Source organism: Streptomyces sp. NPDC007095 (assembly GCF_040634475.1).
Taxonomy (GTDB): domain Bacteria; phylum Actinomycetota; class Actinomycetes; order Streptomycetales; family Streptomycetaceae; genus Streptomyces.
The window spans coordinates 1-26,294 of record NZ_JBEYFS010000091.1; the positions used below are offsets into that span (position 1 = coordinate 1).

General features: G+C 68.3%; 19 protein-coding genes and 7 pseudogenes. 14 read left to right on the forward strand and 12 right to left on the reverse strand.

Going from position 1 to position 26,294, the window contains the following annotated elements:
- Positions 1-378 precede the first annotated feature (378 nt).
- Both ABZ656_RS28235 and ABZ656_RS28240 read left to right on the forward strand, forming a co-directional pair.
- Complete coding sequence (locus ABZ656_RS28235) at positions 379-2,706, forward strand: SpoIIE family protein phosphatase (RefSeq protein WP_360271262.1); 2,328 nt, start codon at positions 379-381, stop codon at positions 2,704-2,706.
- A gap of 106 nt (positions 2,707-2,812) precedes the next feature.
- Positions 2,813-4,777, forward strand: a complete 1,965-nt coding sequence (locus tag ABZ656_RS28240) for a GAF domain-containing SpoIIE family protein phosphatase (protein ID WP_180362284.1) — start codon at positions 2,813-2,815, stop codon at positions 4,775-4,777.
- A 155-nt stretch (positions 4,778-4,932) separates the two neighbouring features.
- Here ABZ656_RS28240 and tnpA read toward each other — a convergent pair.
- A pseudogene (tnpA, locus tag ABZ656_RS28245) lies at positions 4,933-5,349 on the reverse strand (IS200/IS605 family transposase); the annotation flags it as partial.
- Positions 5,350-5,599: 250 nt separating this feature from the next.
- On the opposite strand from tnpA, the gene ABZ656_RS28250 reads away from it, so the two are divergent.
- Positions 5,600-5,764: a hypothetical protein gene (locus tag ABZ656_RS28250; protein WP_180362285.1), complete on the forward strand. Its 165-nt coding sequence runs from the start codon at positions 5,600-5,602 to the stop codon at positions 5,762-5,764.
- Positions 5,765-5,777: 13 nt separating this feature from the next.
- Here ABZ656_RS28250 and ABZ656_RS28255 read toward each other — a convergent pair whose 3' ends face one another.
- From ABZ656_RS28255 to ABZ656_RS28275, 5 genes and pseudogenes are all read right to left on the reverse strand, one after another.
- Positions 5,778-6,980, reverse strand: a complete 1,203-nt coding sequence (locus ABZ656_RS28255; protein WP_101404088.1) for a hypothetical protein — start codon at positions 6,978-6,980, stop codon at positions 5,778-5,780.
- 191 nt (positions 6,981-7,171) lie between these two features.
- Positions 7,172-8,398 (reverse strand): bifunctional glycosyltransferase family 2/GtrA family protein, encoded by a 1,227-nt coding sequence (locus tag ABZ656_RS28260; protein ID WP_101404089.1) that lies wholly within the window; start codon positions 8,396-8,398, stop codon positions 7,172-7,174.
- A 221-nt stretch (positions 8,399-8,619) separates the two neighbouring features.
- Positions 8,620-9,129: a hypothetical protein gene (locus tag ABZ656_RS28265; protein ID WP_360271265.1), complete on the reverse strand. Its 510-nt coding sequence runs from the start codon at positions 9,127-9,129 to the stop codon at positions 8,620-8,622.
- Positions 9,130-9,137: 8 nt separating this feature from the next.
- Positions 9,138-9,644 (reverse strand): SigE family RNA polymerase sigma factor, encoded by a 507-nt coding sequence (locus ABZ656_RS28270; RefSeq protein WP_101403140.1) that lies wholly within the window; start codon positions 9,642-9,644, stop codon positions 9,138-9,140.
- A gap of 298 nt (positions 9,645-9,942) precedes the next feature.
- A pseudogene (locus tag ABZ656_RS28275) lies at positions 9,943-10,241 on the reverse strand (hypothetical protein); the annotation flags it as partial.
- Here ABZ656_RS28275 and ABZ656_RS28280 point away from each other — a divergent pair.
- From ABZ656_RS28280 to ABZ656_RS28295, 4 genes and pseudogenes are all read left to right on the forward strand, one after another.
- Positions 10,233-11,004 (forward strand): annotated as a pseudogene (locus ABZ656_RS28280) (transposase); the annotation flags it as partial. The pseudogenes ABZ656_RS28275 and ABZ656_RS28280 sit on opposite strands and share 9 nt — an antisense overlap.
- A 760-nt stretch (positions 11,005-11,764) precedes the next feature.
- Positions 11,765-13,300 carry an AMP-binding protein gene (locus ABZ656_RS28285; protein ID WP_101403141.1) on the forward strand — a complete coding sequence of 512 codons (1,536 nt, stop codon included), beginning with the start codon at positions 11,765-11,767 and terminating at the stop codon, positions 13,298-13,300.
- A gap of 111 nt (positions 13,301-13,411) precedes the next feature.
- Positions 13,412-13,524, forward strand: a pseudogene (locus tag ABZ656_RS28290) (IS5/IS1182 family transposase); the annotation flags it as partial.
- 45 nt (positions 13,525-13,569) lie between these two features.
- Positions 13,570-14,128, forward strand: a pseudogene (locus ABZ656_RS28295) (IS5/IS1182 family transposase); the annotation flags it as partial.
- A 244-nt stretch (positions 14,129-14,372) separates the two neighbouring features.
- Here ABZ656_RS28295 and ABZ656_RS28300 read toward each other — a convergent pair.
- Complete coding sequence (locus tag ABZ656_RS28300) at positions 14,373-15,356, reverse strand: aldo/keto reductase (protein WP_101403143.1); 984 nt, start codon at positions 15,354-15,356, stop codon at positions 14,373-14,375.
- A 173-nt stretch (positions 15,357-15,529) separates the two neighbouring features.
- Here ABZ656_RS28300 and ABZ656_RS28305 point away from each other — a divergent pair, with 173 nt between their 5' ends.
- On the forward strand, positions 15,530-15,973 hold the full coding sequence (locus tag ABZ656_RS28305; RefSeq protein ID WP_360271268.1) for an ankyrin repeat domain-containing protein: 444 nt from the start codon (positions 15,530-15,532) through the stop codon (positions 15,971-15,973).
- A 121-nt stretch (positions 15,974-16,094) separates the two neighbouring features.
- Here the strand turns inward: ABZ656_RS28305 and ABZ656_RS28310 are convergent, their stop codons facing one another.
- The gene (locus ABZ656_RS28310; RefSeq protein ID WP_101403145.1) at positions 16,095-17,057 is read right to left on the reverse strand and encodes an alpha/beta hydrolase; all 963 of its coding nucleotides are present in this window, start codon (positions 17,055-17,057) and stop codon (positions 16,095-16,097) included.
- 963 nt (positions 17,058-18,020) lie between these two features.
- Here ABZ656_RS28310 and ABZ656_RS28315 point away from each other — a divergent pair.
- A complete protein-coding gene (locus ABZ656_RS28315; RefSeq protein WP_360271295.1) occupies positions 18,021-18,569 on the forward strand; it encodes a helix-turn-helix domain-containing protein in 549 nt (182 codons plus the stop codon).
- A gap of 676 nt (positions 18,570-19,245) precedes the next feature.
- Here the strand turns inward: ABZ656_RS28315 and ABZ656_RS28320 are convergent.
- Together ABZ656_RS28320 and ABZ656_RS28325 are read right to left on the reverse strand one after the other, a co-directional pair.
- On the reverse strand, positions 19,246-19,482 hold the full coding sequence (locus ABZ656_RS28320; RefSeq protein WP_180361947.1) for a VOC family protein: 237 nt from the start codon (positions 19,480-19,482) through the stop codon (positions 19,246-19,248).
- Between the two features lie 118 nt (positions 19,483-19,600).
- Positions 19,601-19,750, reverse strand: a pseudogene (locus ABZ656_RS28325) (IS5/IS1182 family transposase); the annotation flags it as partial.
- 213 nt (positions 19,751-19,963) lie between these two features.
- Between ABZ656_RS28325 and ABZ656_RS28330 the strand changes: the two are divergent.
- Complete coding sequence (locus tag ABZ656_RS28330) at positions 19,964-20,119, forward strand: hypothetical protein (RefSeq protein WP_360271271.1); 156 nt, start codon at positions 19,964-19,966, stop codon at positions 20,117-20,119.
- Between the two features lie 39 nt (positions 20,120-20,158).
- On the opposite strand, the gene ABZ656_RS28335 is transcribed toward ABZ656_RS28330, so the two are convergent.
- Positions 20,159-21,709: an APC family permease gene (locus tag ABZ656_RS28335; RefSeq protein ID WP_360271273.1), complete on the reverse strand. Its 1,551-nt coding sequence runs from the start codon at positions 21,707-21,709 to the stop codon at positions 20,159-20,161.
- Positions 21,710-22,705: 996 nt separating this feature from the next.
- On the opposite strand from ABZ656_RS28335, the gene ABZ656_RS28340 reads away from it, so the two are divergent.
- From ABZ656_RS28340 to ABZ656_RS28355, 4 genes and pseudogenes are all read left to right on the forward strand, one after another.
- A complete protein-coding gene (locus ABZ656_RS28340; RefSeq protein WP_360271275.1) occupies positions 22,706-23,125 on the forward strand; it encodes a hypothetical protein in 420 nt (139 codons plus the stop codon).
- Entirely contained in the window at positions 23,065-23,526 is a 462-nt protein-coding gene (locus ABZ656_RS28345; RefSeq protein ID WP_360271277.1) for a hypothetical protein, read from the forward strand. Before ABZ656_RS28340 ends, ABZ656_RS28345 begins: the two co-directional genes overlap by 61 nt.
- A 441-nt stretch (positions 23,527-23,967) precedes the next feature.
- Positions 23,968-24,576: a DJ-1/PfpI family protein gene (locus tag ABZ656_RS28350; RefSeq protein WP_101403149.1), complete on the forward strand. Its 609-nt coding sequence runs from the start codon at positions 23,968-23,970 to the stop codon at positions 24,574-24,576.
- Positions 24,577-24,843: 267 nt separating this feature from the next.
- Positions 24,844-24,972, forward strand: a pseudogene (locus tag ABZ656_RS28355) (allophanate hydrolase subunit 2 family protein); the annotation flags it as partial.
- Positions 24,973-25,514: 542 nt separating this feature from the next.
- Here ABZ656_RS28355 and ABZ656_RS28360 read toward each other — a convergent pair.
- Positions 25,515-26,234, reverse strand: coding sequence for a DinB family protein (locus ABZ656_RS28360; protein WP_101403151.1), 720 nt, complete (start codon positions 26,232-26,234; stop codon positions 25,515-25,517).
- Positions 26,235-26,294 lie beyond the last annotated feature (60 nt).

The following is a 26,294-nucleotide window of genomic DNA, read 5'->3' on the forward strand; positions in this document are numbered from 1 at the left end:
GCCCTCGTACTGGACGTACTTGGATCTGTGCCTGGTGCGGTGAGAGTGCGTGCATGGCGTCGCAGGGCAGACGGGAATTTGACGACAGGGCCTAGTGGATCACGGCCTTCACCAACGATGAGAACACCACCGTCGGTCCGGCAACCGCGTTTCGGCTGAGGTCCTGGCGGAGCGGCTGCTGGAGGCATTGCCGTAGGCGGCAGACGCCCCCCGGGAGGAGAGCTCGCACTTGACCTGCCGAGTGGGAACGGCTGCGGCCGTCAAGACGTGCAGGCTGTCGGGTCCAACTGCACGATCTTTGCGGACGGACCCTGGGCAGCCATGGTGAGAGGCGGGCTGGGCCGATCGGCGTAACGATGAGGGCGGAGGTGTTTTCGAATGCCCAGCGGTGACGTGCTCGTACTCGTCGATGAGAGTGGCCGGGTGATCGAGTGGGGGCGTCCGGCCGAGGAGCTGTTCGGTTGGTCCGCCGAAGAGGCCGTCGGCCGGTCCGTGACCGCACTCATGCGTGAGTTCGCCGCTGACGGCGAATGGCGGGGGAAAAAGTTCTCGGATGCGACCGCGGTACTGGTCAAGCCGGTATTGCGAGGTACCTCCGTGGTGTGGCAGATGCGCACAGCGGGGGACACCATGTCGGGGCAGGATCCGGCGATCTTGAAGGCCGTGTTCACCCATTCCCCGGTGGGACTGCACGTCCTCGACAATCAGCTGCGAGTGGTCCGCATGAGCGGCGCCACCGGCGGGATGCACGACACGCCAGTGAGACACCTGCTGGGCAAGCACTTCACCGAGGCGTGTGAACTCGCAGACCCCGAGGAGGAAACCGCCGTGGCGCAAAGGGTCCTGGAGACCGGAGAACCGGTCGTGAACCGGATCGTCCAGCGCATCAAGGCACCAGGCCGGCCCGCGCGCCGTATCCACTCCGTCTCCTACTTCCGAGTGGAGGAATCTCACGGCAATGTGGTCGGACTGGTGGCATTCACGGTCGACATCACCGAGCGAGAGAACGCACAGAACCGCCTGGCCCTCCTGGACACGGTCCGCACACGAGTGGGGCACCGGCTGAACGTGATGGATGTCTGCCGGGAGCTGGTGGAGGCGGTAGTGCCCGCCTTCGCCGGCATCGCCGACGTCGACGTGATCGAAGACGTCGTCCGCGGAGAGGACCCTCCCCTGGTACCCGTCCACCGGGACGTTCCACTGCGCCGAGCAGCATTCCAAGGCCGAATCGTGGGTCACCCGCTCGGAGCCGTACGTCCCCTGCCGGTCGGCACCCCCTTCTCGGACGTGCTGTCCGACCTTCGGCCGCGTCTCGTGGCGATCGAGGAGGGCAGCTCGTGGCTGGCCGCCGACCCGGCCCGAGGCGACGTCATCAGGCGATCCGGTGCCCACTCCCTGATCGTGGCACCGCTGGCGTTGCGCGGTCATGCCCTGGGCGTGGTCAACTTCTACCGCCACCAGCAAGAAGACCCCTTCGAAGAGGAGGACGTCGCGCTGGCGTCCGCCGTGTGCGCCCATGCCGCGCTCTGCATCGACAACGCCCGTCAGTTCATGCGCGAGTGGATCATCGCGCGAACCGTCCAGCGCAGACTTCTCCCGCACCAACCAGCCACACATGCCACCGTGGAGATCTCCCAACTGCACCTTCCCGCTCCGGAGGGCGGCGGCGCGTGGTCCGACGCGATCGCGCTGCCCGGTGCACGGACCGCGCTGATAGTTGGCGACGTGGCAGGGCAAGGCATCACCGCAGCCATCACGATGGGACTCCTACGGACGGCCGTCCATACTCTCGCCGCCTTGGACCTGCAGCCCGACGAGTTGCTGGCCCGCCTCAGCGACACCACAGCCCGTCTCGTGGCCGCGCGCGCAACGCTTCCTCCCATGGATCCCCTCAACCGCGAGCCGTTCACCGCCAGCTGCATCATCGCGATCTACGACCCGGTCGATCTCACCTGCACCATCGCCCGCGCCGGCCTCCCCAAGCCGGTTGCGGTCCTTCCCGACGGCACCTCGGCGAGCTTGTCCGTTCCACCAGGCCCCCAACTCGCCGAAACAGGAAACGCCCCATTCCCCGCGACCACCGTCGACCTCCCCGAAGGAAGCACTCTGGCGATGGGCACGGCCGCGATCGCGGACGCGGTCCTGGCGCCATCCGGTCCGCTGCGCCCGCTCCTGGACGGCGCCGGCACAAGGCGCCTGCCGGACCTGTGCGACGACATCGCGCACGCGCTCGCAGACGACCACCCGACCGGCGAGACACAGATGCTGCTCGCCCGCACGAAGGCGCTTCCCCAGGATCGGATACTGACCCGCGCCCTGCCTGCGGACCCCGAGGCCGCCCCGATCGCCCGCGCAGCGGCCCGCCGCCAACTGGAAGCCTGGGGCATAGACGAGGATACGGCGTTCACCACCGAGCTCATCGTCAGTGAGCTCGTCGGCAACGCTGTCCGCTACGGCGCCCCGCCCCTGCAACTTCGCCTCGTCCTCGAGCGGAAGCTCACCTGCGAGGTCAGCGACACCGCGACCAGCGCTCCGCAGGTGAAACATGCCCGCACCATCGACGAGACAGGCCGAGGGCTGTTCATCATCGCGAGCGTCGCGGAACAGTGGGGCACCCGCTATCAAAACCAGGGAAAGACCGTCTGGGCAGAGCAGCCGACAGGGGTGTCTGCAGAGCGCCGGAACGGTGCCGAGCGTCCTACGTGAGCGCGGCAGGGGCTGCCTGCCACGCCGGCCGGCTCGGCGAAAAGGCCGCAATACGATGGAAAAGAATCGTTTGCGTCATTGCTCAAGGATTGTCAGGGAGCGGCAGATGGACACCTGGGACGAATTCCTTCGCTGGGCCACCCCATCGGCTCTTCTGACGCCAGAGGGCACCATCCACTCCCTCAACGCCCCGATGGCCGCGACGCTGGGCAGGCAGGCGAAGCAGTGCGTAGGTTACGACTTTGTCGGCTTGCTGCCCGAAACCCAGCGAGCCTCGGCCGAGAGCCTGCTGATACACGGGGCCACGACGAAGACGGTCGCGATGCGTGTGCTGGAGTTCTCCGGACCGGACAGAGCGTCCGTGGTCAGCCTCATCGAGGCCCGGCCAGTGAAGGATCCCGCAAGTCGCGAGCGGCTGGTGTGGGTGCACTCGGTGGACGCGCGAAATGACCCGGGCGGGCTGCTGATCCCGTTCCGGCTGGCGGCCGCAGCCGCGGACCTCGGCCTGTGGATGTACGCACCCCGGATGCACCGGCTGGACTGGCTGGGTGGCGCACCCGCACTGGCCTCGCTGTTCCCGCATGCCTCGACGTCCTTGGCCAGAGTGGTCCGGAGAGTCCACCCAGGCGACCGGGAGACCCTGAGACGGCTCGTGCGCTCGACCGCAGCCCAGTCCCCCTGGATCAGCCTGCGGTTCCGTACCGAGAACGATAGGTGGGACCACATCGCCTGCCAGATCCGTCGGATCCAGCTGGGCTATGGCGGCCCTGAACAGGTCTTCGGGGTGATCCGCGACGACACCCTGCTCGAGGAGGGCCGACAGAAAGCGCTGGCCACGCTGGCTGCCGAGCGGCAGCGTGCCGACGAGATCGCCGCCTTCTCCGCCGCCCTGATCCGCGCCGCCACCGAGCAGGAACTGCAGCAGGTCGTCCTGACACGGGTCGCCGCGACTTTCGGCGGCACGGGCGCCATGCTCACCCTCCTCGACAATGAAACGGGGCTCCTGCACGCCTCCTCCGATGCCAGGGTCGACCCGCGGCAGATCGACGCCATGGAAGGCCTGTCTCTGGCTGAACCGCAACCGCTGACCTGTGCGATCCGAACCGGCACGCCGCAGTTCATCTCCAACCGCGAGGAACTCATACGCGAGTGGCCGCAGGCAGCCAGTGTTCTGCGGCTTGGCTCCTTCACCGCCATATCGATCGCCCCCCTCAGTCCGGTCGGCGACCAGCCGCTCGGGGCCTGGGCGGTGACCTACGACCACGAGCACCACTCATCCCCGGACGAACGTGCCCTCATGAGTACTCTGGCCGACCTGGCAGGCCAGGCACTCAGGCGCATCCGATTGCAGCAGGCCCGCGTCGAGCTGGCCGCGGCACTCCAGCAGAGCATGCTGCCCACGCTGCCCGATCATCTCCCGGGCCTGGAGGTCGCCGCTCGCTACCGGCCCAGCCGCGACGGGCTCGACATCGGCGGGGACTGGTACGACGCCTTCGTGATGCCCGGCGGTGCGGTGGCCCTGGAGATCGGCGACAGCCAAGGGCACGACGTGGATGCCGCTGCCTTCATGGGACAGGTACGCACCTCCATCCGCGCGATCGCCCCACACGAACCGGCGCCGGCAACCGTGCTGACGCGCACCAACGAACTGCTCGTCACCATGAACGCGGCACGATTCGCCAGCTGCACCATGCTGTACGTCGGTCCACGCGAAGGGCAGGTCACCGGCACCAGCGCGGGTCATGTGCCGTTGCTCTGCCTACGCGAGGACGGCAGCAGCGACATCCGCGAGCTGCCGGGCGGTCCGGTGCTGGGAGTCCTGTCAGGCACCGACTACCTCGAGGAGACCTTCACCCTGGAGGAGGGCACCGCTCTGGTCATGGTCACCGACGGTGTGGTCGAAGGGCCGGGCCTGACGCTGGACGCAGGCCTGGAGCGGACCGGAACACTGGCCGCCCAAGCCCTCCACGACGGGCTGAACGCCGAGGCGATCGCTGACCGAATCCTCGACGCCGCGGTCGCGGTGGACCACCTCGACGACGTGGCCGTGCTGGTCATCAGGCGCACCTGACGGCGCCCTTCGCCGGTTGTCGCCGGCGTTCCGGTCGGTTCTTCTTCGGCTTGTTTCTTGCGAGGAACCCCGGGCGTTTACGCCCGGGAGCAATCGCACCCTTGGTGGGGCGGCGTGGAGCGCCGCCGTGTCGTGGCGGCGGAGCCGCTGATGGTTCACCCGGGACGTTTCCGGTTCTCGATGTATTCCTCGATGACCGTGAGGGCTGGGCCGCCTGCCGAGGCGGCGAAGTAGGACGGGGACCAGAAATCGCCGCCCCACAGGTAGCGGCGGATGTGGTCGGGGAATTCCTGGCGCAAGCGGCGTGCGGAGACGCCTTTGAGTGAGCCGACCAGCCGGGACAGAGCGATCTTGGGCGGGCAGTGGACCAGCAGGTGCACATGGCCCTTCGCGCCGTTGAACTCGTGGAGCTCAGCGCCGAAATCCGCGCACACGTCCCGCATGATCTCCTCGCAGCGCGTGAGGATCTCGTCGGTGAACGGACCACGCCGGTACTTCGGGGTGAAGACCAAGTGCGCGTGCAGGGAGGAGACGACGCTGCGTCCCCCGCGACCTCGGTCTGACCCCGCAACCGCGCTGGCACCTCGTCCCGTCGGGACCGGACACCCGGATCAGCCAGCACGTCGCGGTGCGCGAGGCGGTGACCGCCGCCTACGGCAGGCCCGACGCGCTCGCGGAAGGTGCTGGCCGTCGGGGTGAGCAACACCCCGGCCCGGGTGATCGCCCGCTCCCAGGCCATGGTCTGACGCCCGCGCGGGTCCCCCTCGCCTGGGTGCTGCGCCAAGGGCTCCTGCCGGTGCTCGGCACGCGCACCGTCGCCCGTTGCACGACAACCTCGGCGCACTCGCCGTACGCCTCGACGGCAAGCAGCTCGAACGGCTCGACGCCGCCACCCGGGTCCGCCGCGAGTACCCCTACGACTTCCTGCACGACCGCCGCGCCGCGCTCGCGCCACCGGAACCAGAACAGGGGCATCAGGAACGCTGAACACCGGTGGCGTTTACGGAACGCCGAGTTCGAACAAGGCGTACCCCGCGTATGAGCCGGAGGCGAGCGCGGCGATTGCGAGGACGGTGCACAGCACCGGCGTGCTGAGCCGGCGCATGGCGACGGCGCACGGGATGAACAGGGGGAAGGCCGGGAGAAGGTAGCGGGAGATGTTGCCGAAGATCTGCTGGCTTCCCAGGACGAGCGCGATCGTCAGGAGGGTGTGGACGACCAGGACCGCGGGCGGCCGGAGCCGGAGCAGCAGGGGCAGGAGGATCAGGGCCAGCAGGACCGTGCCGACACCGATGAGGTCTTCGTAGGGGTAGGCGAAGAGGTAGTCGAAGTGGCCCACCGGGAGGGACGTGAACACGTCGAGGGTGTGTTTGCCGTAGTCGAACGTGTGGGCCCAGGCGCCTTCCTGGAGCTTGAAGTACCCGCTGTAGTCGCCCATCCGGTGTCCCACCCAGCCGAGGTAGCCGAACAGGCCGAGGGGGGCGATCGCCACGGCGACCAGCGGGCGCAGAACCGTGGACCGATGCCTCTTACCGTCCGGGCCGGGGGCGTCTCCCCAGCGGCGGACCTCCCGCCGTTGCCGGTGTATGGCCAGCAGCGCCGCGACGGTGAGCGCCGCGATCAGCGCGGTGGCCGTCGGACGAGTGAGACCCGTGGCGCAGGTCAGGATGCCGGCGGCGAGCCAGCGGTGGCGCATGACGGCGTAACAGGCCCAGGCTGCGAGGGCGACGTAGAGGGACTCCGAGTAGCCCGACCACTCCATGCCGGATCCGGGCCACACCGCCCAGAGGCCGGCTGCGGCCAGCCCGGCCCGCCGACCGCCGATCCGTGCGGTGACGGCGTGGATCGCCAGGGCCGCGACGAACGAGGCGGTGACCGAGACCAGCAGGCCGGCGCCGAACAGACCCAGGCCGGTGCAGGAGGAGACCACCCGCATCAGGGCCGGGTACAGCGGGAAGAACGCCGCGGAGTTGCCCTCGATGGTGATCAGGCCGCCCGCACCGGGTACCGGGACGAGCGCGGGGTGGTAGCCGTGCGCGGCGATCTGCTGGTACCACCAGCCGTCCCACGTGGCCAGGACGTCCCAGGCGTGGGCGCCGCCGCCGAAGCGGGGGTGCTTCTTGCGGAAGTCTCCGGAGGAGTCCAGCAGGTACATGAAGACGCAGAAGCCGATGAGCTTCAGCGCACCGTACAGCGCGAGCATCGGACCGTGGTGCTCGGCCGCCCGGCACAGTCGCGCCCACCGTTGGCGGGCGGCGGAGGCGAGGGAGGTGAGGGAGGGAGAGGGGGCGGGGGGCGAGCCGGTGTCGTACGAGGGTTCCGTGGCGGGCGAACGGCCTTCTGTGTGGGGCCCGTTGCTCTCGTACGACGGAGCGTTCGCGAGGCTCGGCTCGTTCATCGGGACTCGGCTCCTGTTCCGTTGCCTCGGGGGGCGGCGGTGAACACCCAGGCCCGCAGGAGCAGAAAGCGCAGCAGTGTCGCGACCAGATTGGCGACGACGAGCACCGCGACTTCCGTGGGCCGCGCGGGCCCCGGCACCCAGCGGTGCAGCGCGGCGAGCGAGCCGCTGGTGAGCGCCAGGCCGAGGCCGAAGACAGCAAGGCCCTTGACCTGCTGGCGCAGCGCGCCTCCCCGCCCGCGCAGCCCGAAGGTGAGGCGCCGGTTCGCGGCCGTGTTCGCGACGGCGCAGACCAGCAGCGCCCACGCGTTGGCGCCCTGCGGCCCCGCCACCGGGCGCAGGGCCGAGTAGAGGAGGACGTACCCGACCGTGCTCACCACGCCGACGGCACCGAAGCGCAGCAACTGGGCGGCCAGTGGGCCCGGTGGATCACCTCCGGTGGCGCGCCGCAGCCCTGCCGTCGGGAGCGTGCCGCGGGCGAGCGACCTGCCGATCCTGACGATGCCGCGCAGGTCGGCCACAGCCGTCGAGACCAGATCGACCCGGCTGTCGGGGTCGTCCACCCAGTCGACGGGCACCTCGTGGATGCGTAGCCCGGCCCGCTCGGCGATCACCAGCAGCTCGGTGTCGAAGAACCACTCCGAGTCCTCCACCAGGGGCAGCAGCCGCTCGGCGACGTCACGCCGGACCGCTTTGAAGCCGCACTGCGCGTCGGAGAAGCCGACGGCGAGGGTGGAACGCAGCAGGACGTTGTAGCAACGGGAGATGATCTCCCGTTTGGGACCCCGTATCACCCGGGAACCGCGGGCCAGGCGGGTGCCGATGGCTATGTCGGAGTGGCCGGAGATCAACGGGGCGACCAGCGGGAGCAGCGCGTTCAGTTCGGTGGACAGGTCCACGTCCAGGTAGGCCAGCACCGGGGCGCGCGAGCGCGACCAGGCGACGCGCAGGGCTCGGCCGCGCCCCTTCTCGACCAGCCGTATCCACTCGGCCTCCGGCAGTTCGGCGGCCAGCCGGGCCGCGATCCGCGGGGTGTCGTCGGTGCTGGCGTTGTCGGCGACGGTGATGCGGAACGGGTACGGGAACGTCTCGCGCAGGTGCGCGTGCAGCCGCCGCACACTCGGCTCCAGATCCGTCTCCTCGTTGAACACGGGGACGACCACGTCCAGTACGGGTTCCGGGTGGTCCGCCGGCAGCGGCAGCCGGAGCGGCAGTCGGTCCATGGGCAGTCCCGTCGCAAGGTTCGTCGGAGCGGACCGAACGGTCTTGGTCATGGTTCATCCAGGTTTCTGTGCTGTCGCAGGGCATGCCGGAGGTGCTCACGGCGGAGCTGCGATGAGGGAGTAGGGATAGCGGAGTAGCAATGAGGAAATAGGGCGCGGTGCGGAAGTTCAGTGGGGGAGTGGGCAGGACGGTGGTGCGGTTCGGCGGCGAGCGAGCGTGGCTAACCGGTGACGGTCGCGCTGATGAACGAGGAGGGCTGGAGTGTCGTAGTCGGTGGCGACGACGGCGTGATGTTCCCGCTCGGCGTGGCCGGGATGGTGGCCGGTGGACTGGCGGTAGCGGTCCCGGAGGGAGCCGTGGCTACCGAGTTCGAACTCTCCGTCGAGCTCCCTGTCGTGACAGGTGCCGTGGGCGTGGTGGGGGCCGACTCGGTGGAGCTTCCGCTGGAGGGTCGGGTCGGGGACGGCGTGATGGTGAGGGAGGAGAGGCCGGTTGAGGGCCGCGGCACAGGGGCCTGGGGCTGGTCGCGGTCCGGTGCGTGCGGCAGCAGGAACAGACCGAGGCCGAGCCCGGCGGCCACCAGTACGGAGCCCACGGCCTTCTGCGCCGCGCGGACCCGGCGGCGCACGAGCACTCCCGTCCTGAGCCGGTCCTGGTGTGCGGGCTCAAAAGGGGTGTACTCCTGGGCGTCGCGCATCATCCGCGCCAGCTCCAGCTCGAAGTGATCCATGCTTCCCTTCACCCCACCGGCTCGATGACATCGCCCAGGATCTGACGCAGTCGCGCCACACCGCGTGACGCGTGGGACCGGGCGGTGCCCAGCGGGCATCCCAGTACTTCCGCGACCTGTTTCTCGGGCAGGTCCTGGTAGTAACGCAGCACCACGGCGGCCCGCTGCCGGGCCGGCAGTTGGGCGAGGGCAGCCTCCAGCCGCGACCGCTCCACCACGGCGGCGGACTCGTCCCCGGTCTGCGCCAGGTCGGGCAACTGCTCCACGGGCCGCTCGCCCCACCACCGCCGGCGGGCGGAACGGGCGGCTGCGCGTGCCAGGACCTTGCGTACGTACGCCTCGGGCGCCTCGTCCGCGACCTTCGGCCAGACGAACCAGAGCTTGACCAGGGCCTCCTGGAGCAGGTCCTCGGCGCGGTGCCGGTCACCTCCGCAGAGCAGACGGGCGAGGTGGAACAACGCCGACCAACGGGCCGCAACGAACCCGTCGAAACTCTCGGCCTGAGCCTGATCCATCCGCACCGTCCCCGCACTTGCCAGCTTCGTACACCTGGAGAAAGACGTTGGTGAGCACCTCGCTATGCACTTGCGGCACGTGATGCGGGTCACGTCCGGTGGGGAGGCCGCAGCGCGGGGCCGCCCCGACTTCCCGGCAATCCGGCCGGCAGGGCACGGATGCGGCGTGGTTGCCCGTCGTGCGGCCTGCGTACCGCGCCAACGGAGTGGAGCGGGACGCGTACTTGAAGGACGTCCATCGACGCGTGCCGGGCAGCATTCACCCAGTAGCCGTCACCTCACCTGCTCCATCCGGGAGTCAGACCAACTGTCGTCTCAGCCAGGAGTCGAGAGCCGCATAGTCGTGAACGGTCAGTCCCGGCGGGGATCGACCCGGTGGAGCAGGGCGTTCGCCGGGGGGTGAGCGGCGCCCCAGGCCCGATCGGTGTCGGTGACCTCGTCGTCGACCCAGACGAAGGGGCGCCCCGCCGCCCGTTCGGCAAGGGTGCGGGTCTTCCAGTGCGGTCCGTTCCACTCGTCCTGATCATCGACGTCGGACGGTTCTGGCCAGACCACCACGGCCAGCTGCGGCAGACCAATGAGCGGGGCGATGCAGTCAAGGCCCTCGGCGCGGAGAGCGGGATCTCGAAGTCGGAGGTCTCGCGGATCCGTGGCGGCCTCGACGGGGAGCTGGTCGCGTTCAAGGAACGGCTGCTAGACCACACCGTCTTCCCCTACGTCTTCCTGGACGCCACCTACTGCAAGGACCGGGTCAACCACCGAATCGTCTCGCAGGCCGTGGTCATCGCGACCGGCATCTCCGCCACCGGACACCCCGAGATCCTCGGTCCGATGGTCGGCGACAGTGGATCGAAGCCCTTCTGGACCAGGTTTTTGCGCTCCTTACGAGCCCGTGGCCTGGAGAACGTTCAGATGGTGATCTCCGACGGCCACAGCGGCCTGGTCGCCGCGATCGGCACCGTCTTCCTCGGCGCGGCCCGGCGAAGGTGCCGGGTTCACTTCGTCCGAGACGTCCTCGGCGTGATCGACAAGGGTCAAGACGATGCTGCCGGCGTCCGCGACGGACATCACCGCATTCGCGGACTTCCCGCCGGCGCACTGGAAGAAGATCTGGAGCACCAATCAGCTGGAACGGCTGAACCGGGAGATCGAGCGCCGAGCCGACGTCGTCCAGGTCTTCCCCAACCCGGCGGCCCTGGACCGGCTCGCCGCTGCGGTCCTGGCCGAACTCCACGACGAATGGCAGGTCTTTGACCGCCGCTGCCTATCGGAAGCCTCCATGGCCCAACCGTTCGCCGACAAACCGAACGACACCGCCGAGCAGGTCGACTCAGCTAAGCCCTGTCAACTCGACCAGTGACTGCACCACTCGCCGGGACACGATCCATCGAACGGTTCAAGGCAAGAGGCATGGGCCGGATATTGCTCGGGCGCCGCGCCGAACGGGATCAGCGGTCCGTCGACATCGAGAAACGGCAGCGGAGGCTGCGGAGAGCCGGTCACGGCGCACGAGAGCGGCAGACCACAACGGGGACCGGACCTGAGCCGGGTCAGGCCTGGGCCGCTATGGATGATTCCGATCCGATCGAGGTCTGCCGGTCGTCCGTCAGAGGGAAGCAGGCTCACGATCAGGTGTCCCTGAGTTCCCGCACTCCAAACCGTGGATACGTTGCGTGCGCAGCCGGCAGGCGGGCCTCGGTCATGCCACGGCCCCATGGAGTACCGCACGAGAGCGGACACGGAATGGCAATCCCATGCATCAGAACGGCCGCACGTCTGGCCCTGTGTGCCGTCATCGCGACCGCCTGGCCATTGGTGCCGCTGTCTGCCGAAGCGAACGCGTCGCACGAGCTGGTGGTCCCCAACTACCCCACGATCCAGGCCGCGGTCGACGCCGCCCAGCCCGGGGACCGGATCCGTGACATCCGGGGCGCCGGTACGTACCTTCGAGCGCTGCGGCTTCACCGCCAAGGCGACCTTCCGGCCGTAGAACCGCGGTCGGCCGGGTCTCGCGAGGTCGGGCGGTGCCTAGTTGCTTGCAAGGTGTCGGATGGCTTGTCGGGATACTCGAGGGCGTGGCGGGATAGAGGCTCTGTGTCGTTCAAGCTTCGGAGGCTGTGATGATCGTCCCGTTCGGGGTCCGTGATTTCCTGGACCGTGCCGTCACTGTGTATGCCGACCGGGCTGGTGTGGTCGACGAGCCGGACCAGCCGGCCGAGGTCTGGGAGGGACTGACGTACGGGCGGGTGGGGGAGTTGGCGCGAGCTCAGGCTGCCGGGCTGGATGCGCTGGGCGTGCCGCTGGGCGCTCGGGTGGCGGTGGTCTCGCCGAACAGCGCACGGCTTCTGACGTCGTTCTTCGGCGTCAGCGGCTACGGGCGGGTGCTGGTCCCGGTCAACTTCCGCCTGACGGCGGACGAGGTGAGCTACATCGTCGGTCACTCGGGGGCAGATGTGCTCCTTGTCGATCCGGAGTTGACGGAGCGTCTGGCCGGTGTCAGCTGCAGGCACCGTTTCACGCTCGGGGCCGCCGCCGACGCCGAGCTGTACCGCTTCGGCACCGCCCCGCAGGTCTGGGAGCCGGACGAGAACGCCACCGCGACCATCAACTACACCAGTGGTACGACGGCCCGTCCCAAGGGGGTGCAGATCACCCATCGCAACATCTGGGTGAACGCGGTCACCTTCGCGTTGCACGCCGGCGTGACGGACCGGGACGTGTATCTGCACACACTGCCGATGTTCCATGCCAACGGGTGGGGCATGCCGTTCGCGATGTCGGCCCTGGGCGTGCGACAGATCGTGCTGCGCAAGGTGGACGGGGCCGAGATCCTGCGCCGGGTGGCCGAGCACGGTGTGACGGTGATGTGCGCGGCGCCTGCGGTCGTGGGGGCGGTACTGGCGGCCGCCGAGTCCTGGGAGGGAGAGATCCCCGGCCGCGATCGGGTGCGGATCATCGTTGCGGGCGCTCCGCCGCCGACCCGGACGGTCGCGCGTGTGGAGTCGGAACTGGGGTGGGAGTTCATTCAGATCTACGGCCTGACCGAGACCTCGCCGCTGCTGACCGTCAACCGTGCCCGCTCCGAATGGGACGACCTCGGCGCTGCGGAGCGGGCGGAGAAGCTGGTGCGGGCCGGTGCTCCCGCCCTGGGCGTGACACTCAGGACGGATGCCGAGGGTGAGGTTCTCGCGCGCTCGAATGTGGTTCTGGAAGGGTATTGGGAGCAGCCGGAGGAGAGTGCGCGAGCGTTGTCCGGGGGGTGGTTCCATACGGGGGACGGGGGGTCTATCGGTGAGTACGGCCATCTGACGATCAGTGACCGTAAGAAGGACGTGATCATCACGGGCGGGGAGAACGTCTCGTCGATCGAGGTGGAGGACGTGCTCTTCAGCCATCCTGCGGTTGCCGAGGTCGCGGTGATCGGGGTGCCTGACGAGAAGTGGGGCGAGACCGTGAAGGCGCTGGTGGTTCTCGCTCCCGGCGCGCGGGTGACGCAGGACGAGCTGATCCAGTTCTGCAAGGAGCGTCTTGCCGGCTTCAAGGCGCCGACTTCGGTGGAGTTCCGGGAGGAGTTGGCGCGTACGGCGACCGGAAAGCTCCAGAAGTACAAGTTGCGGGAGCCGTATTGGGAGGGCCGCGAGCGGGGCATTGGCTGATCTGTCTGCCGGGTGGGTGCCGATGCTGGTGGTGAGGTGTTCGGTGACGTAGATGGCGGGGATCGGCTGCCGCCGCCGCTGCCGGCCCTTGAGCGGCCCGGCATCCGCGGACGCAAGGGTCGCAGGGGCGGTCGTCCGCCGGGCTTCAACTGTGAGTCCTACAAGCAGCGGAACACCGTCGAACGATGCTCAACCGCCTGAATCAGTGGCGCGGCCTGGCCACCCGCTACGAGAACACCGCCACAGTGTTTCGCGCTGGACTTTACGGGTGGAGAACGGCGTACGAGAGGCATCGGCGCTGGTCGGCGGACGGCACATGGGACAAGCACTTCGAGGCCGTCCTCGCGAACGCTGACGCGGAAGGCCGTATCGACTGGTCGACGGTGATGGTGGGCGTGGACTCCACCTCCTGCCGGGCCCACCAGCACGTTGCGGGAGCGCGCAAGTCAGCCCGCGGGTGCCAGCGAAGGACGCACGCTCGGCAGCACCGCCCCGACGAGGGATTGGGACATTCCCGGGGCGGCCTCACCTGCAAGATTCCACCTCGTCGGGGAAGGCGGATGCCGCCCGCAGGTCCTGCTGCTGACGCCGGGCGAGCGGGGCGACGCCCCCGCTCGTATCCGTCCTGGAACGCATTCGTATTGGTCGGCTCGGCGGCGGGCCCGCCGCAAGACACACGGCCCTCGCGGGGGAAGACCCACCGGGTGCCCCGGTAAGGCGATCTACAAGCGCGGCAACGAAGTGGAACGCACCATCAACGCGCTCAAGAACTCCCGGGCCGTGGCCGCGCGGTTCGACAGGCGCGTCTACGTCTTTCACGGCGCCGTCGCCGTCACGGCGATCCCTGTTCTGGCTCCGGGCGTGATGGACTGCACGGCGCCCTCAGCAGGCCGGCGTCTTCTGAGTGGCCTGACGCGTCACGCCAAGCTTCCGTGCCGTATCGGCCTTCGACACATCCTGCTCGATGAGGCCCTGCATCAAGTCACGCCGCTCGGCGGCGAACTGCTGGACCAGGAAGACACGCCGGACTGAGCCTAGGGGGTGGGCCGGCGGATCGTGGCTCGGGTGATCGTCAGACGTGCACTGGTGCCCGCTCGTCCAAGAGGCCTTCGCTTCGCAGATCGTCCCAGACCCGAGCTGGGATCTTCGCATCGAACGCCGAGATGTTGCGGCGTACTTCGTCGGCGGTACGCATGCCGACCACGATGCCCGAGACGGCTGGGTGGCGGAGCGGAAAGGCCATCGCCAGCTCCGGGAGCGTCACACCGTGTGTTTCGCAGACATCGGCGATGCGATGCGCGCGCTCCAGCATCCGCGGCGCGGCGGGCGCGTAGTCGAAGGTGGCACCTTCGGCGGGTCGGGCCGTGGCGAGCAGCCCGGAGTTGAAGATCGACGCCGCGAGTACCGAGACCCCCCGGTCCGTGCAGGCAGGCAGCAGTTCGTCGAGGGCGCTCTGGTCCAGAAGCGTGTAGCGGCCGGAGAGCATGACTACATCGACGTCCGACTCCTCGACCAGCCGGGTCAGTTTGCCGGGGTGGTACATCCCCGCACCGATCGCGCCCACCACCCCCTGGGCGCGTAGTTCGGCGAGGGCCGGACAGCCTTCGCGCAACGCATCCTCGAAATGCTTCTCAGCGTCGTGCAGGAACAGCACGTCGATTCGGTCGACGCCTGTCCGCCCGAGCGAGTCCTCCACACTGCGCAGAACACCGTCCCGCGTGAAGTCCCACACTCGACGGTGTGTGGCGGGCACCATGAAGCTCTCGTCCATCCGGCCCGCCGGGTCCTGCGGGACCAGCAGCCGGCCGACCTTCGTCGACAGTGTCACCTCCTCACGCGGCTTGCCGCGCAACAGACCACCGGTGCGGCGCTCGGAGTGTCCGATGCCGTAATGCGGAGAGGTGTCGAAGTAGCGGATCCCGCTGTCCCAGGCAGCCTCAAGGGCTCCCGCGGCGGTCTCGTCGTCCAGCGGCGCGAAGAGTCCCCCGAGCGGTCCGCCACCGAAACCCAGTTCCGTGACCTGCACCTTGCTCTTCCCAAGCCGGTTTCGCCTCATCCACCGTTCCCCTCATGTCGCTGGTGACGCGACCATCCTTCCGTGACCCGTGCCACCTTCCCAAGGGGATTGGCAGGCTTGCGGTCCGCTGCGCGGCAACCGTGCTGGTCGCGGCCATCAACGAGGGGATATGACTGGCCCCGCCACGCGCCCGGTCGCTGACCTCGGCCCTCATGAACCAGCGACAGCAGAAGAAGCTCCCCCATCATCTCTTCGAAGCAATTCCGGTGGGTGACACCGCCCGCGTGAAGGCGGTTCTGAGGGCTGGGGCCGACCCAGAACGAGCCGGCAGCGAGGGCATCACCCCGCTCTACGAGGCATCCGTGAACGGGGAAGCGGAGATCGCCCGCCTGCTCCTGGCGGCCGGGGCCTCCCCGGACACCGAGAGCAGCGGACTCGGCGCGGACGGCACACCCCTGTGCGCAGCCGCATGCTGGGGGCACACCGCGACAGTGCGCGAACTGTTGGCGCACGGCGCCGATCCGAATCTCCGAGAAGATCACGGCACAGGCTGGTCCCCACTGGACTGGGCGCTCAACGGCCCTCATCCCGAAACTGCCGGTCTCCTCACCATCGCGGGCGCGACGCCCAGCGGGAGAACCCGTCTCGGTGTGTAGGTGGTCTCGGGCGTAAACCGCCGATGAGCGGGCGGTGGTCGCGACACTCGTTCTGATGGGGTATCAGGCGCTTCAGGAGGCAGGCCAGAGCCTGGCGGCTCGACGATTCGGCGGGCCGGGCTCAGGCACAGGTCCTCAGGAATTCGATGAGCGCCGCGTTCACCTCGGCCGGGCGTTCCTGCTGAGTCCAGTGTCCGCAGCCGGTCAGTTTGAGGGGCTTGTGCCAGAGGTTGGGCATGAGGTCGGGGAGGCGCTCGATGAGTTCGGGAGTGCCGGGGAACGCCGGGACCAAGTCGCGGTCGCCGTAGATGTACAGGGCGGGCCGGGTGACGACGGCACCGTGCCAGGGAGCGGTCAGTTCCCAGTTGCGGTCGAGGTTGCGGTACCAGTTGAGGGCCCCGGTGAACCCTGTGGAGAAACTCTCGGTGAGCGCGTCGAGATCGTCCTCGGTGAACCACTCCGGCAGTACCTCGGGGTCCGGCATGGTGGCGAGCCAGCCCCGCTCGGGGTCGACCAGTGGCTGCTTGCCCTCGCGGGCGCCCGGAGCGTCGCCGGAGGCCGAATAGAAGAACTTTCGCAACGCGGTGCGGGTGTCCTTGGCGAACTCGGCGTCGGCGACACCAGGGCGGTTGAAGTAGTTCCAGTAGAAGCGGCCTTCGAACCTCTTCTCCATGGCGGCCAGCGGAGGCTCCGTCCCCCGGAACGGGGGCGGCACGCTCAGGCCGGCCACCCCGAGCACCATGTCCGGTCGCAGCAGCGCGGTGTGCCAGGCGACCGGCGCGCCCCAGTCGTGCCCGACGACGTACGCCTTCTCCTCGCCCAGGGCCTGGATCAGTCCGACGACGTCGCCGACCAGGTGGAGGATGGTGTACGCGTCGACGTCGTCGGGATGGTCGCTGCGTCCGTATCCGCGCTGGTCGGGGGCGACCACCCGGAAGCCCGCATCGGCCAGAGGGCCGAACTGGTGGTGCCAGGAGTGCCATGACTCGGGGAAGCCGTGCAGGAGGACTACCAGGGGGCCGTCGCCTTGCTCGGCGATGTGCAGCCGAACGCCGTTCACGTCAACCATTCGATGCTCAACCATGTGCACAAGCGTACGTGCCGTGATCTTCCGGCTGGGCCTACCCGCAGCCCGCCTCGCTCGTGTCGCTGGCAGCCGACGGAGCGACTCGGATGGGAGGCCTGGTCTCTACCGGCCGCGCTGCATATGGTGCTTGCCGATCCAGCCAGCCACGCAGGGGATGTGGGGACGGCGGCCAAGGGAATGCCGACAGTGCAGCCGAGGGATCTTCGAAGATTGCGCTGCGGGGCGAGGCCAAGAGAGGATGTTCTCCTGATCCAGGGGGCAGACCCCAAGACGGCGTGGCTCAGGATGCAGCGGCTACCTTGCCGGCGACCACGCCCACAACAACTCCGAGCCCGAGGACGGGCAGTTCCCCGTCCGAGCCATGGGTTGAAGCCCGTCTGCGTCTACCGGCAGACCAGCTCGGCAAGCAGGCCGGAACGGAGAAGGCGATCCTCGCTGCGCGCCGCGTATACCGCCTCATGCCGAAACGGAATGCCGACGCCGACGGCTACCGGCGGATGATGTGCCCTGCCGAAGCGGGCAACGCCCATTGCCCCATCTAGCCCCACCACGGACCGCGGCGTCCACCTCACCGTCGTCGACCCGCAGCCCACCCCAGGGGTTCGGTCAAAGGGTGCCGCCGGCAGATGAGTGTGCCCCCAAGGCCGAGGCGTTTCTTCGCGCTCTTCGCTTCGGTGGGTCAGGCGCCCGCTGGCGCCGCAGGCCGGCTCGGGCGGGGAACGAGGAGCGCTTCTCGCGCGCAGCGATGTCGATGTCAGGTATCGACAAGTACGTGTCTTTCGCCGGGCGGAGCGTGTCGGCGGCGGACGGCTTGGGTGCCGGTCCTGGGTTCTGCCACAATGCACGAAACGGAACCTCGCTCCGAAGATGATACGGAGCACCGTTCCGCTTCGCAAGTCTCAGGGAAGGATTTCCGCGGTGAACGACAGCGGTCAGAGCACGGGAAGCGCAGCGGGATCCATGCGCAAGGACGCCCGGCGTAATCGACAGACCTTGCTGGATGCGGCCGCCGCAGTCTTCGTCGCCTCGGGTGTAGAGGCGCCGGTACGCGACATCGCGGCCAAGGCCGGCGTCGGCATGGGCACGATCTACCGGCACTTCCCGACACGGGCGGATCTCATCATCGCGGTCTACCGTCACCAGGTCGACGCCTGCGCCGAGGCCGGCCCGGCCCTACTGGCGAGCTGCGCCACTCCTTACGCCGCGCTGGGGCAGTGGATCGACCTCTTCGTCGACTTCTTGGTCACCAAGCACGGACTCGCTGCCGTGCTGCAGCCCGACAACGCCGGTTTCGACACGCTGCACGCCTACTTCCTCGACCGGCTCGTCCCCGTGTGCGACGAACTGCTCGACGCCGCGGCCGATCGAGGCGAGATCCGCTCCGGCCTTGAGGGTCTTGAGCTGATGCGAGGCGTGGGCAACCTCTGCGTCGGTGCGGACAGTGATCCGCGCTACGACGCACGGCGACTGGTCGGCCTCCTCATCGCCGGACTGCGCCAGCCGCAGTGACGATCGGCAGGGCATCTGACACAGGGCGCTGACCGACTCCCTGCCGCGAAGGAGTCGCCGGCCCCCAAGTGGCTCTCTTGACCGAGGACTTCGGCATAGATGAGGCCATGGCGCTCAAGGCGTACGGAGTCACCCCAATGTTCGCCTTGTCGTCCTGGACGCGGACCCACTCGGGGTCCGCGTGTGTACCTCAAGCCATCCATCACGTACACATCCCGCCTCGTGGCGCCGTGTGCCACCTTGTGACCCGGGATGACGGAGTCGACGTCGACGCGCGAGGAAACGGCTCCGCAGCTGTCCTGGTCGTCTGGCTGCGGACATAACCGTCTGGACAGGCTTCAGAGGTTCTGTCCGTCGGAAGCCTCGATGTTCTGGGCAGTGATCCAGTGACTTTCCTTGGAGACCAAGGTGGCGATCGCCAGCCCGATGTCGTCGCGTTCACCGACCCGCCCGATTTCAGCTACTCAGCCGCTGCCACGGGCGGAAACGGCCGGTCACGTATCCGAAGAACAGCGTCGGCGGCGCGGACGAAGGCCGTCAAGTCTCGTTCCCGCGGGACCGTCGGCTTCGGTCAGGTCCTCGCGCGCCCGGCTGCCGAGTGCGACGGCGACCGCGTCGATGCGCGCCCACTGCGCGTGGGTGAGTTCGGGAATTGAATCCCGCGTGCCGGGATGCCTCACAGGTCGGTCGCCCGCTCATGGCGGGGCTCGTACAAGCCCACCTCACCGCCGCCCGGCAGACGGAACCTGGTCAGCCGCCCCCAGCGCGCGTCGGTGACTGGCTGTGTGAACTCCACTCCCTTCGCGGTCAGGCTCTTCACGGTTGCGTCGATGTCGTCGCACATCAGATAGAGCTCCTGTGTCTCCGGGCCGTCCGTGGGATGCACGGCGATCTCCGTAGGCGGAAGATGCATCCTGCTTTCTGCCTCCTGCTTCGGGCCCAGACGCCTCTGCCCAGGGCGTCTGCGCTGGGGGATGAGTGCGCCCGTGCCCTGATAACCGGCAAATGCCCGGCAGCCGTTGCGGTTTCCGGTCCCGGATGGGCACCTGCGTGCCGTCGAAGATGTACACGGTGTCCTTGCGTGGCCGGCGGGCTGGTGAGATCGCCAGCAACGGTGCCAAGTGGTCCAGGACGTGCTCGGCCGCGGACTTCGAAATCCCGAAGAAGGGCGCCACCTGCCGCCAGCCGCGATCTAGGGCCGCATCGGCAACGGCTCCGCCACTCGCGGGAACCAGCTCCGGTGCGACACGCGCTGCGTGCACCTCCGCCCCGCCAACCGACTTTGGCGACGGAACCATCCAGCTCCTGGACCGCGACACCACCGGATACGCGCACCATCGCGTCAACGACGCGCAGGACCTCCTGAGCAACGACGCGAACGCGGTGCGCGGATCGTGGAGCTGGCAGCCGCCACCCGGCAGGCACACTCCGCCCTTTGGCGTTTCCTTGCCGGGATCGACCTGGTGCCGTTGATCGAGTACGAGGCCGCCGTCTGCATTGGTGCTGGTGGCGACGCCGCCACCAGCACCAATGCCACGGCCTGCCACTGACGCTGGAACGAGATCACGGCCGCGTCGGCGAGCGGGCGCTCAATCCTGGGTCAGCCCTGCGGCGGCCGTCTTCTTGGTCTTGGCGCGAGTCGGTGCGCCCAGTGCCCAGAAGATCACGCCCGTGACGATGAAGACGGCCAGTGGCACCGCCTCCGTCAGCAGATAGGTCCAGCGCTCGCTGTAGCTCCAGCCGTCCGGTCGGAAGTCCGAGCTGAACCAGTCGAAGGGCGCGCCCGGGACCAGCAGTTGCACCGAGGCGAACAGGATCAGCAGCGTCAGCACGATCGTGATCGGCCAGGCAGCGGGAGCCCGGTAGGCACGCTCCACCTGCGGGTACTTGCGGCGGAGCACCGGCAGCGCCGGGAAGATGCCGAGGTAGCTGATGAGTGTCGTGGAGACGGCGAGTCCGAGCACGGCGCCGAAGAGCTTGCCCGCGTCACCACCGGTGAGCTGGTGGGCCAGGATCAGCACGCCGGTGGAGAGCACTCCGCTGAGCAGGTTGACCCGGACCGGCGTGCCGAACCGCTCGGAGATCACACCCAGGCCGCGGGGCGCGGCGCCGTCGTACCCGGAGACCGCCAGCGCACGGTCCGAGCCCATGATCCAGGTGACGCCCGAGGAGAGCACGGTCAGGATGAACATCACTGCGGCCAGATCGCCGAGCACGGTCCCGGCCCCGCTGAGGGTGACCGTGCCGTCGGAGGCGACGTGGCCGCCGTAGACGGTGAAAACCTGGCGGATGGCGTCGAGGAAGCCGCCGAGACCGGTGATGGCCTTGACCGGGAGGACCAGCAGGATGCCGAGAATCGGCAGGCCGTACAGCAGCACGCCGAGCCCGGCGGCGCGGAAGATGCCGTACGGGATGTCCTTCTGCGCGTCGGTCATCTCGTCGCCCGCGGTGTTGGGCAATTCGAAGCCGACGTAGTTGAACATCAGGACGGGGACCAGGCCGACGAAGCCGGCATACGTCGGGGAGAAGTCGCCGAAGCCGAAACCGTGCAGGCCGTGCTTGAAGGCGTAGATGACCACGGTGAGCGTGAACAGGCCGAGCAGCACGAAACGGGACCACGCCCCGGCGGTGGGGATCCACTTGCCGACATCGAAGGAGAGGATCGCCGCGAGCACGCCCACCCAGATGAATATCAGGGTGAAGACGTAGAAGGCGGGGGTGCTCAGGTCCTTGCCGTCATTGAAGAAGGTGGTGAACGCGGCGACGGCCGAGACGGAGAGAGTGCCGCCGAGCCAGACCGGATTGGTCACCCAGTAGAGGAAGTTGTTGACCGCTCCGGCCAGCCGCCCGAAGGCCCGGCTGGTCCAGATGTACGGGCCGCCCTCCTCCGCGAAGGCCGTGCCCAGTTCCGCGGTGAGCAGTGCTGACGGCACGAAAAAGATGACGGCCAGCACGATCAGCCAGGTGAACGCCTCCGCTCCGGAGGCGGCCACCGTACCGATGGTGTCGAGGCCGACGAGGGTGCAGACCAGGAAGAACAGGATGTCGAAGCGGCCGAAGTGTTTGCGGAGTTTGTTCCGCTCGGACTCCGCTGCGAGGGTGGTGGTGTCCACCTCGATTTTGGACAGACCAGCGGACACCCGGGCCTCCTGCAGATAAGCGTCGATATGTTCGGCACATGGTGTGTCGGTGTCCCGACGGGCGACAAGGGTTGAATCCCATTCTTGACCAAATCCCAAGTTCGGCACACCGCCGGAAACGCCTTCGAAATGTACTCGCTACGTTGCGGGGAAAGTCAGTGACAGTGTGAAGCGACCGCCCGAATCGTTCCGCCGACGGCGGAGTGCGATCCCGGCGGCCGCCGGCTCCACGCGGATGCCGTCCTGTCGGAATTGCGCGGACAACTCGGCGCAGTTCCTCGACCGAGGCGAAGTCGACAGTCAGATCGGGCGCGGGGATCTCGGCGGTAGGGCGTAACGGGCGCTCGGTCGCATTTCGACCCACTCTTGCTCGCGGTCCCAGAGCACCACCTCGCCATGTTGACCACTCAGTACGCCAAGCGGCTGAAGGACATTCGCGTCAACGCCGCAGGATCCCTGCTGTAGGGCAACCAACTTCAGTGGCCACAGCGGACCTCAGTCCGTCATCGCCCGCACCAGCCCGATCGACTGGTCCTGGATCCGGGTCCGTCCCCCTACCGCGGGGTGTCGTCGTATGCCAGGTTGCCGCCCAGTCCGCGGGATGCCTGGGCCTGGGCGAGCCCTGGGGGCCGCCGCGGGCCAGAGCCTTCTCACACACACCGCCGAGCCCGGGTCACCTTCGCAAGAGGACCTGAACCTGTTGGCCGACTGGGCCGCGGCTGACCAGGACATCGAGCGGTCCGCGCCGACCGACGACTCCGAGCCGGCCGAGCCGGCCGAGACACCCGACTGATCGACGGGCCGGGCGTGTCGGTTCGCGGGAGTCGTCAACGGCGGCTCACAGGTGCGGGCAGCCGTCCGCGCGGTCCTGTCGGTCACATGCGGAACGCGCCTGCCAACGTACTCGGCGACTTCCTGCGCGCCAGCCGTTCCCGCCTGGAACCGTTCCGACGTCGGGCTGCCCGTCGGCGGCGGCACCCGCAGGGTGAAGGGCCTGTGCCGGGACGAGGTCGCCGTGCTGGCGGGCGTGAGCGCCGACGACTACATCCGCCTGGACAGGGCCGCGAAACCAACCCCTCACCGCAGGTCGTCGACGCGCTCGGCAGGGCACTGCGCCTGGGCGCCGATGCGCGCACTCATCTGTTCCGCCTCGCCGGCATCAACCCCCGCACGAAGGCCGACAGCTTCCGCGACCAAGTACACCCCGCCCTGCTACGGCTGCTCGACGCCTTCCCGACGGCCGCGGCCTGCGTCATGGGTCCGGCGTTCGGCATCCTGGCCACCAACACCAACACCAACACCAACACCAACACCATCGCCGACGCCCTCCTGCCCCCTCCAAGGGGGAGACCAGCATGCCGCGGATCCTGTTCACTCACCCGCGGGCCCGCGAGGTCTTCCCCGACTGGCAGTTGATCACCAGCGCGACCGTGTACGCGCTGCACCTGAATGCGGGCCGGTTCAGCGGCGCCCCCGAAATCGGCGACCTGGTCCAGAGACGGAGCGAGGTCTTCCAAGATCAGCAGCGACCAAGCAGCAGAATTTGGAGAAGGCCTCGCGTGCGTGACGGTACTTGTGATCGAGGCGAAGACGGTCCGGGCTGCCAAAGCCGTCCAAGGCCATCCTCGACTCGGGCGCGCCGGCAAGGGTATGGGGGACTCGTCGATATGGGTGGGGCCGGATCGCGAGAGACGAAACGGGCGACCCGAGCCACTCGTTCGAAGGGCCGTGACACGAGGCGCATCAAGGACTCGGCATGGACGCGCGACGGCATTCTCCGCGCAGCGTCGCGACGGTTCACCGAAACGGGCCGGTAACCCTTCAGGAGATCGCGGACGATGCAGGTGTTACATCGGCCCTGGTCAATCGGTACTTTGTGTCCGAGCGAGCGCGCCTTGAGCTGGTGGCAGCCAGGGCTCGTACGGGCTGGACATGGGATCGGACAGAACTGCGCGAGCACCTCGCGGACGGAATCGTCGACTTATGGAAAGGCGCCGACGCGAGAGATCCCGCGCTGGCTCTTGTGCGGCACACCTGCCCACTGATGAGGGCGAGCAGGATTGGGCTCTCGCCGAGTTGAGCCTGGAGAGCCTCGGGACGTCACGTCAGCAGGTCGGCGGGACAGTAAGTACCGTACTCAGGCCGGAACCCGAGACGCAGAGGGGCGGTAGGCATGCCACCAGCCGCTGATTGGCTCTCGCTCCGGAACGGTGCGCCAGGCAGACTGACGATCCGATGCCGTACTTGAAGGAGTGGTGATGCAGGTAGCCGTGGTCACCTTCGACGGGTTCAACGAGCTCGACAGCTTCATCGCTTCCGCGCTGATCAACCGGTGCCGTAAGGACGGCTTGGAGGCCTTCATCACGACGCCGACGACGGTGGTCACATCGATGAACGGCGTCGAGGTGACCGGGCAGCGCCCGATGGAGTTCGTGACCGAAGCCGACGTCGTGCTGATCGGCAGCGGAGTGAAGACGCGAGACGTGGTCGCCGACGACCGGCTGATCTCCAGGCTGCCACTCGACCCTTCGCGACAGCTGATCGGTTCACAGTGCTCCGGCGCACTGGTGCTTGCGCGGCTCGGTCTGCTGGGCGGCATGCCGGTTTGCACGGACATGAAGAGCCGGCCCTTTGTCGAAGCCTGCGATGTCACCGTGCTGGACGCGCCGTTCCACGCAGAGGGGAACATCGCCACAGCGGGCGGTTGTCTGGCGTCCCAGTATCTCGCCACATGGGTGATCACCCGGACGCTCGGGGAGGACGCCGCGCGCGACGTCATCGGGTACGTGGCTCCGGTCAGCGAAAACCAGGAGACTGTCGAGCGCGCCATGCGTGCCGTCCACGCGGGCGAGGTCGTACTGGGCTGATGCCCCGCGATCAGGCAGCACCTGGCCGAGACATCGCTTTGACCTGCCTCTCGCGCCTGCGCCGCTACCCGCCACCGGTCGTTGTTCCAGGCCACAGCCACGAAATCGATGATCATCAGCCGGAACGGGCCGCCATGCAGCTACAGCTGCACCGCTGCCGCCGTCGACAGACAGAGAGGCGAGAAGCCCGCTGTGTACGCCGGCTTGATGCCATAGAGCGTCAATTGCTCGCAGGAGTCTTCCTCACCCTCCCGCCGTGACGGAAAGCTGGAGATTGTACGAGCGGGCGCTTCCAGGACCCTCCCGCTGCTGGGCCGGTTCGGCCACGCCCGCGTAGGTGTGCCCTCCTCGGGCGCGTTCGACCTGCCGGCCCACCGCCTCGCCGAGCGGCTGATGAGCTGCCGAGTTCGGTATGACGACTCCGGGGGCCGCCACGGTGTTGTGCGAGAGGCCGCCCGGGCCAAGACGCCCGAACAGGACGCCGCCCGCCTGAACCGACAACAGGGTGCCGTCGCGAGGATGACCTAAGCCTTCGCGCGTGCCGTTCGGACGGCGCCCTGACAGGTCGGCACCAGGGTCGTGAGAACGTCGACGGCCTCGCCGATACACCGGCAGGCGGTGGTACCTCGATGTCGAACCCGGTGGCGAGCTGGAGGTAGGTGTGGCCGCAGCGCAGCTGGCCAGGGCGAGCGAGCGGGGTCTCGCGGCCGGTGGTCAGGCGGTGCCATACGGGTGCCACGGTCGCGGTGACGGACGAACAGGTGGGCGGACACCAAGCGCAGGGTGGAGCTGGAACGTCGCTGCCGGGCGGGTGGACGAGCACACGAAGTCCCCGGTGGAGACGGGTTTCTTGATCGAAAACCCGTCTACCAGGGGATTCGCTGTCCTGTCAGCTCGACTGGCAAGCGCACGTGGGAGGTTACGAACCGCTCACGGGCCTACCCGGGAGTGGTGAAGCGGGCCCGCCACAGGTCGCGGAGCAATGCGATCTCGGCCATGTGATGGATGAATTCGAGGTTGGCCCCGGACAGCACGGCAATGTATGGGTCGTCGGGGTCGGAGGCGTACGGGTACTGCGAGAAGCCGACCTTGTCGAGCTGCTCGTCGGTGAGGGCGGCGACACTGTCGCGCCAGCGGTCGATCAGCGCCCAGAACCGCTCGAGTGCCACGGCGGCGGAGGGAGTGAAGTCGACCAGCGTTTTCGGTTCCTGCCGACGGTCACCGAAGGTCCACTCCCATCCCCCCGCGAAGTGGAAGTGCAGGTGCCCCAGCCGCCACGCGATGGTCGAGACCGGCGCTGAGTCGGGCTCCGGCATACCGCTGTGGGCGAGGATCTGCTCGACCCGCTCGGTACTCACGCTCCAGTCATCGGCGATCTTGGCGATGGTCATGCCGCCGGCGGCCTGCCGGGCAACCTCGGCGTACTCGCTCGCCGGGATGTCCGCCTCGCCCAAGTCGAGCACCCACTCGCCCGGCCCGAACGCCCTGGGCGTCGCCGCCTCGCCCCGGCGCCGGATCGACCAGCAACCAGGCACCGGCTCCCACAGGTACTCCTCGTCGCCGAGCCCCGTCAGCCGCACCTGGGCCATCTCCCTGGCCTGGTCGAACTGGTCGAGCAGCAAGCCCAAACGGTCGGTCCGCACGCCTTCAGTCTCCACGCATTGCTTCCCTTCGCCGTCGAGTCTCGTACTTCACTGCGCCCAGGCGGAAGTTAACGG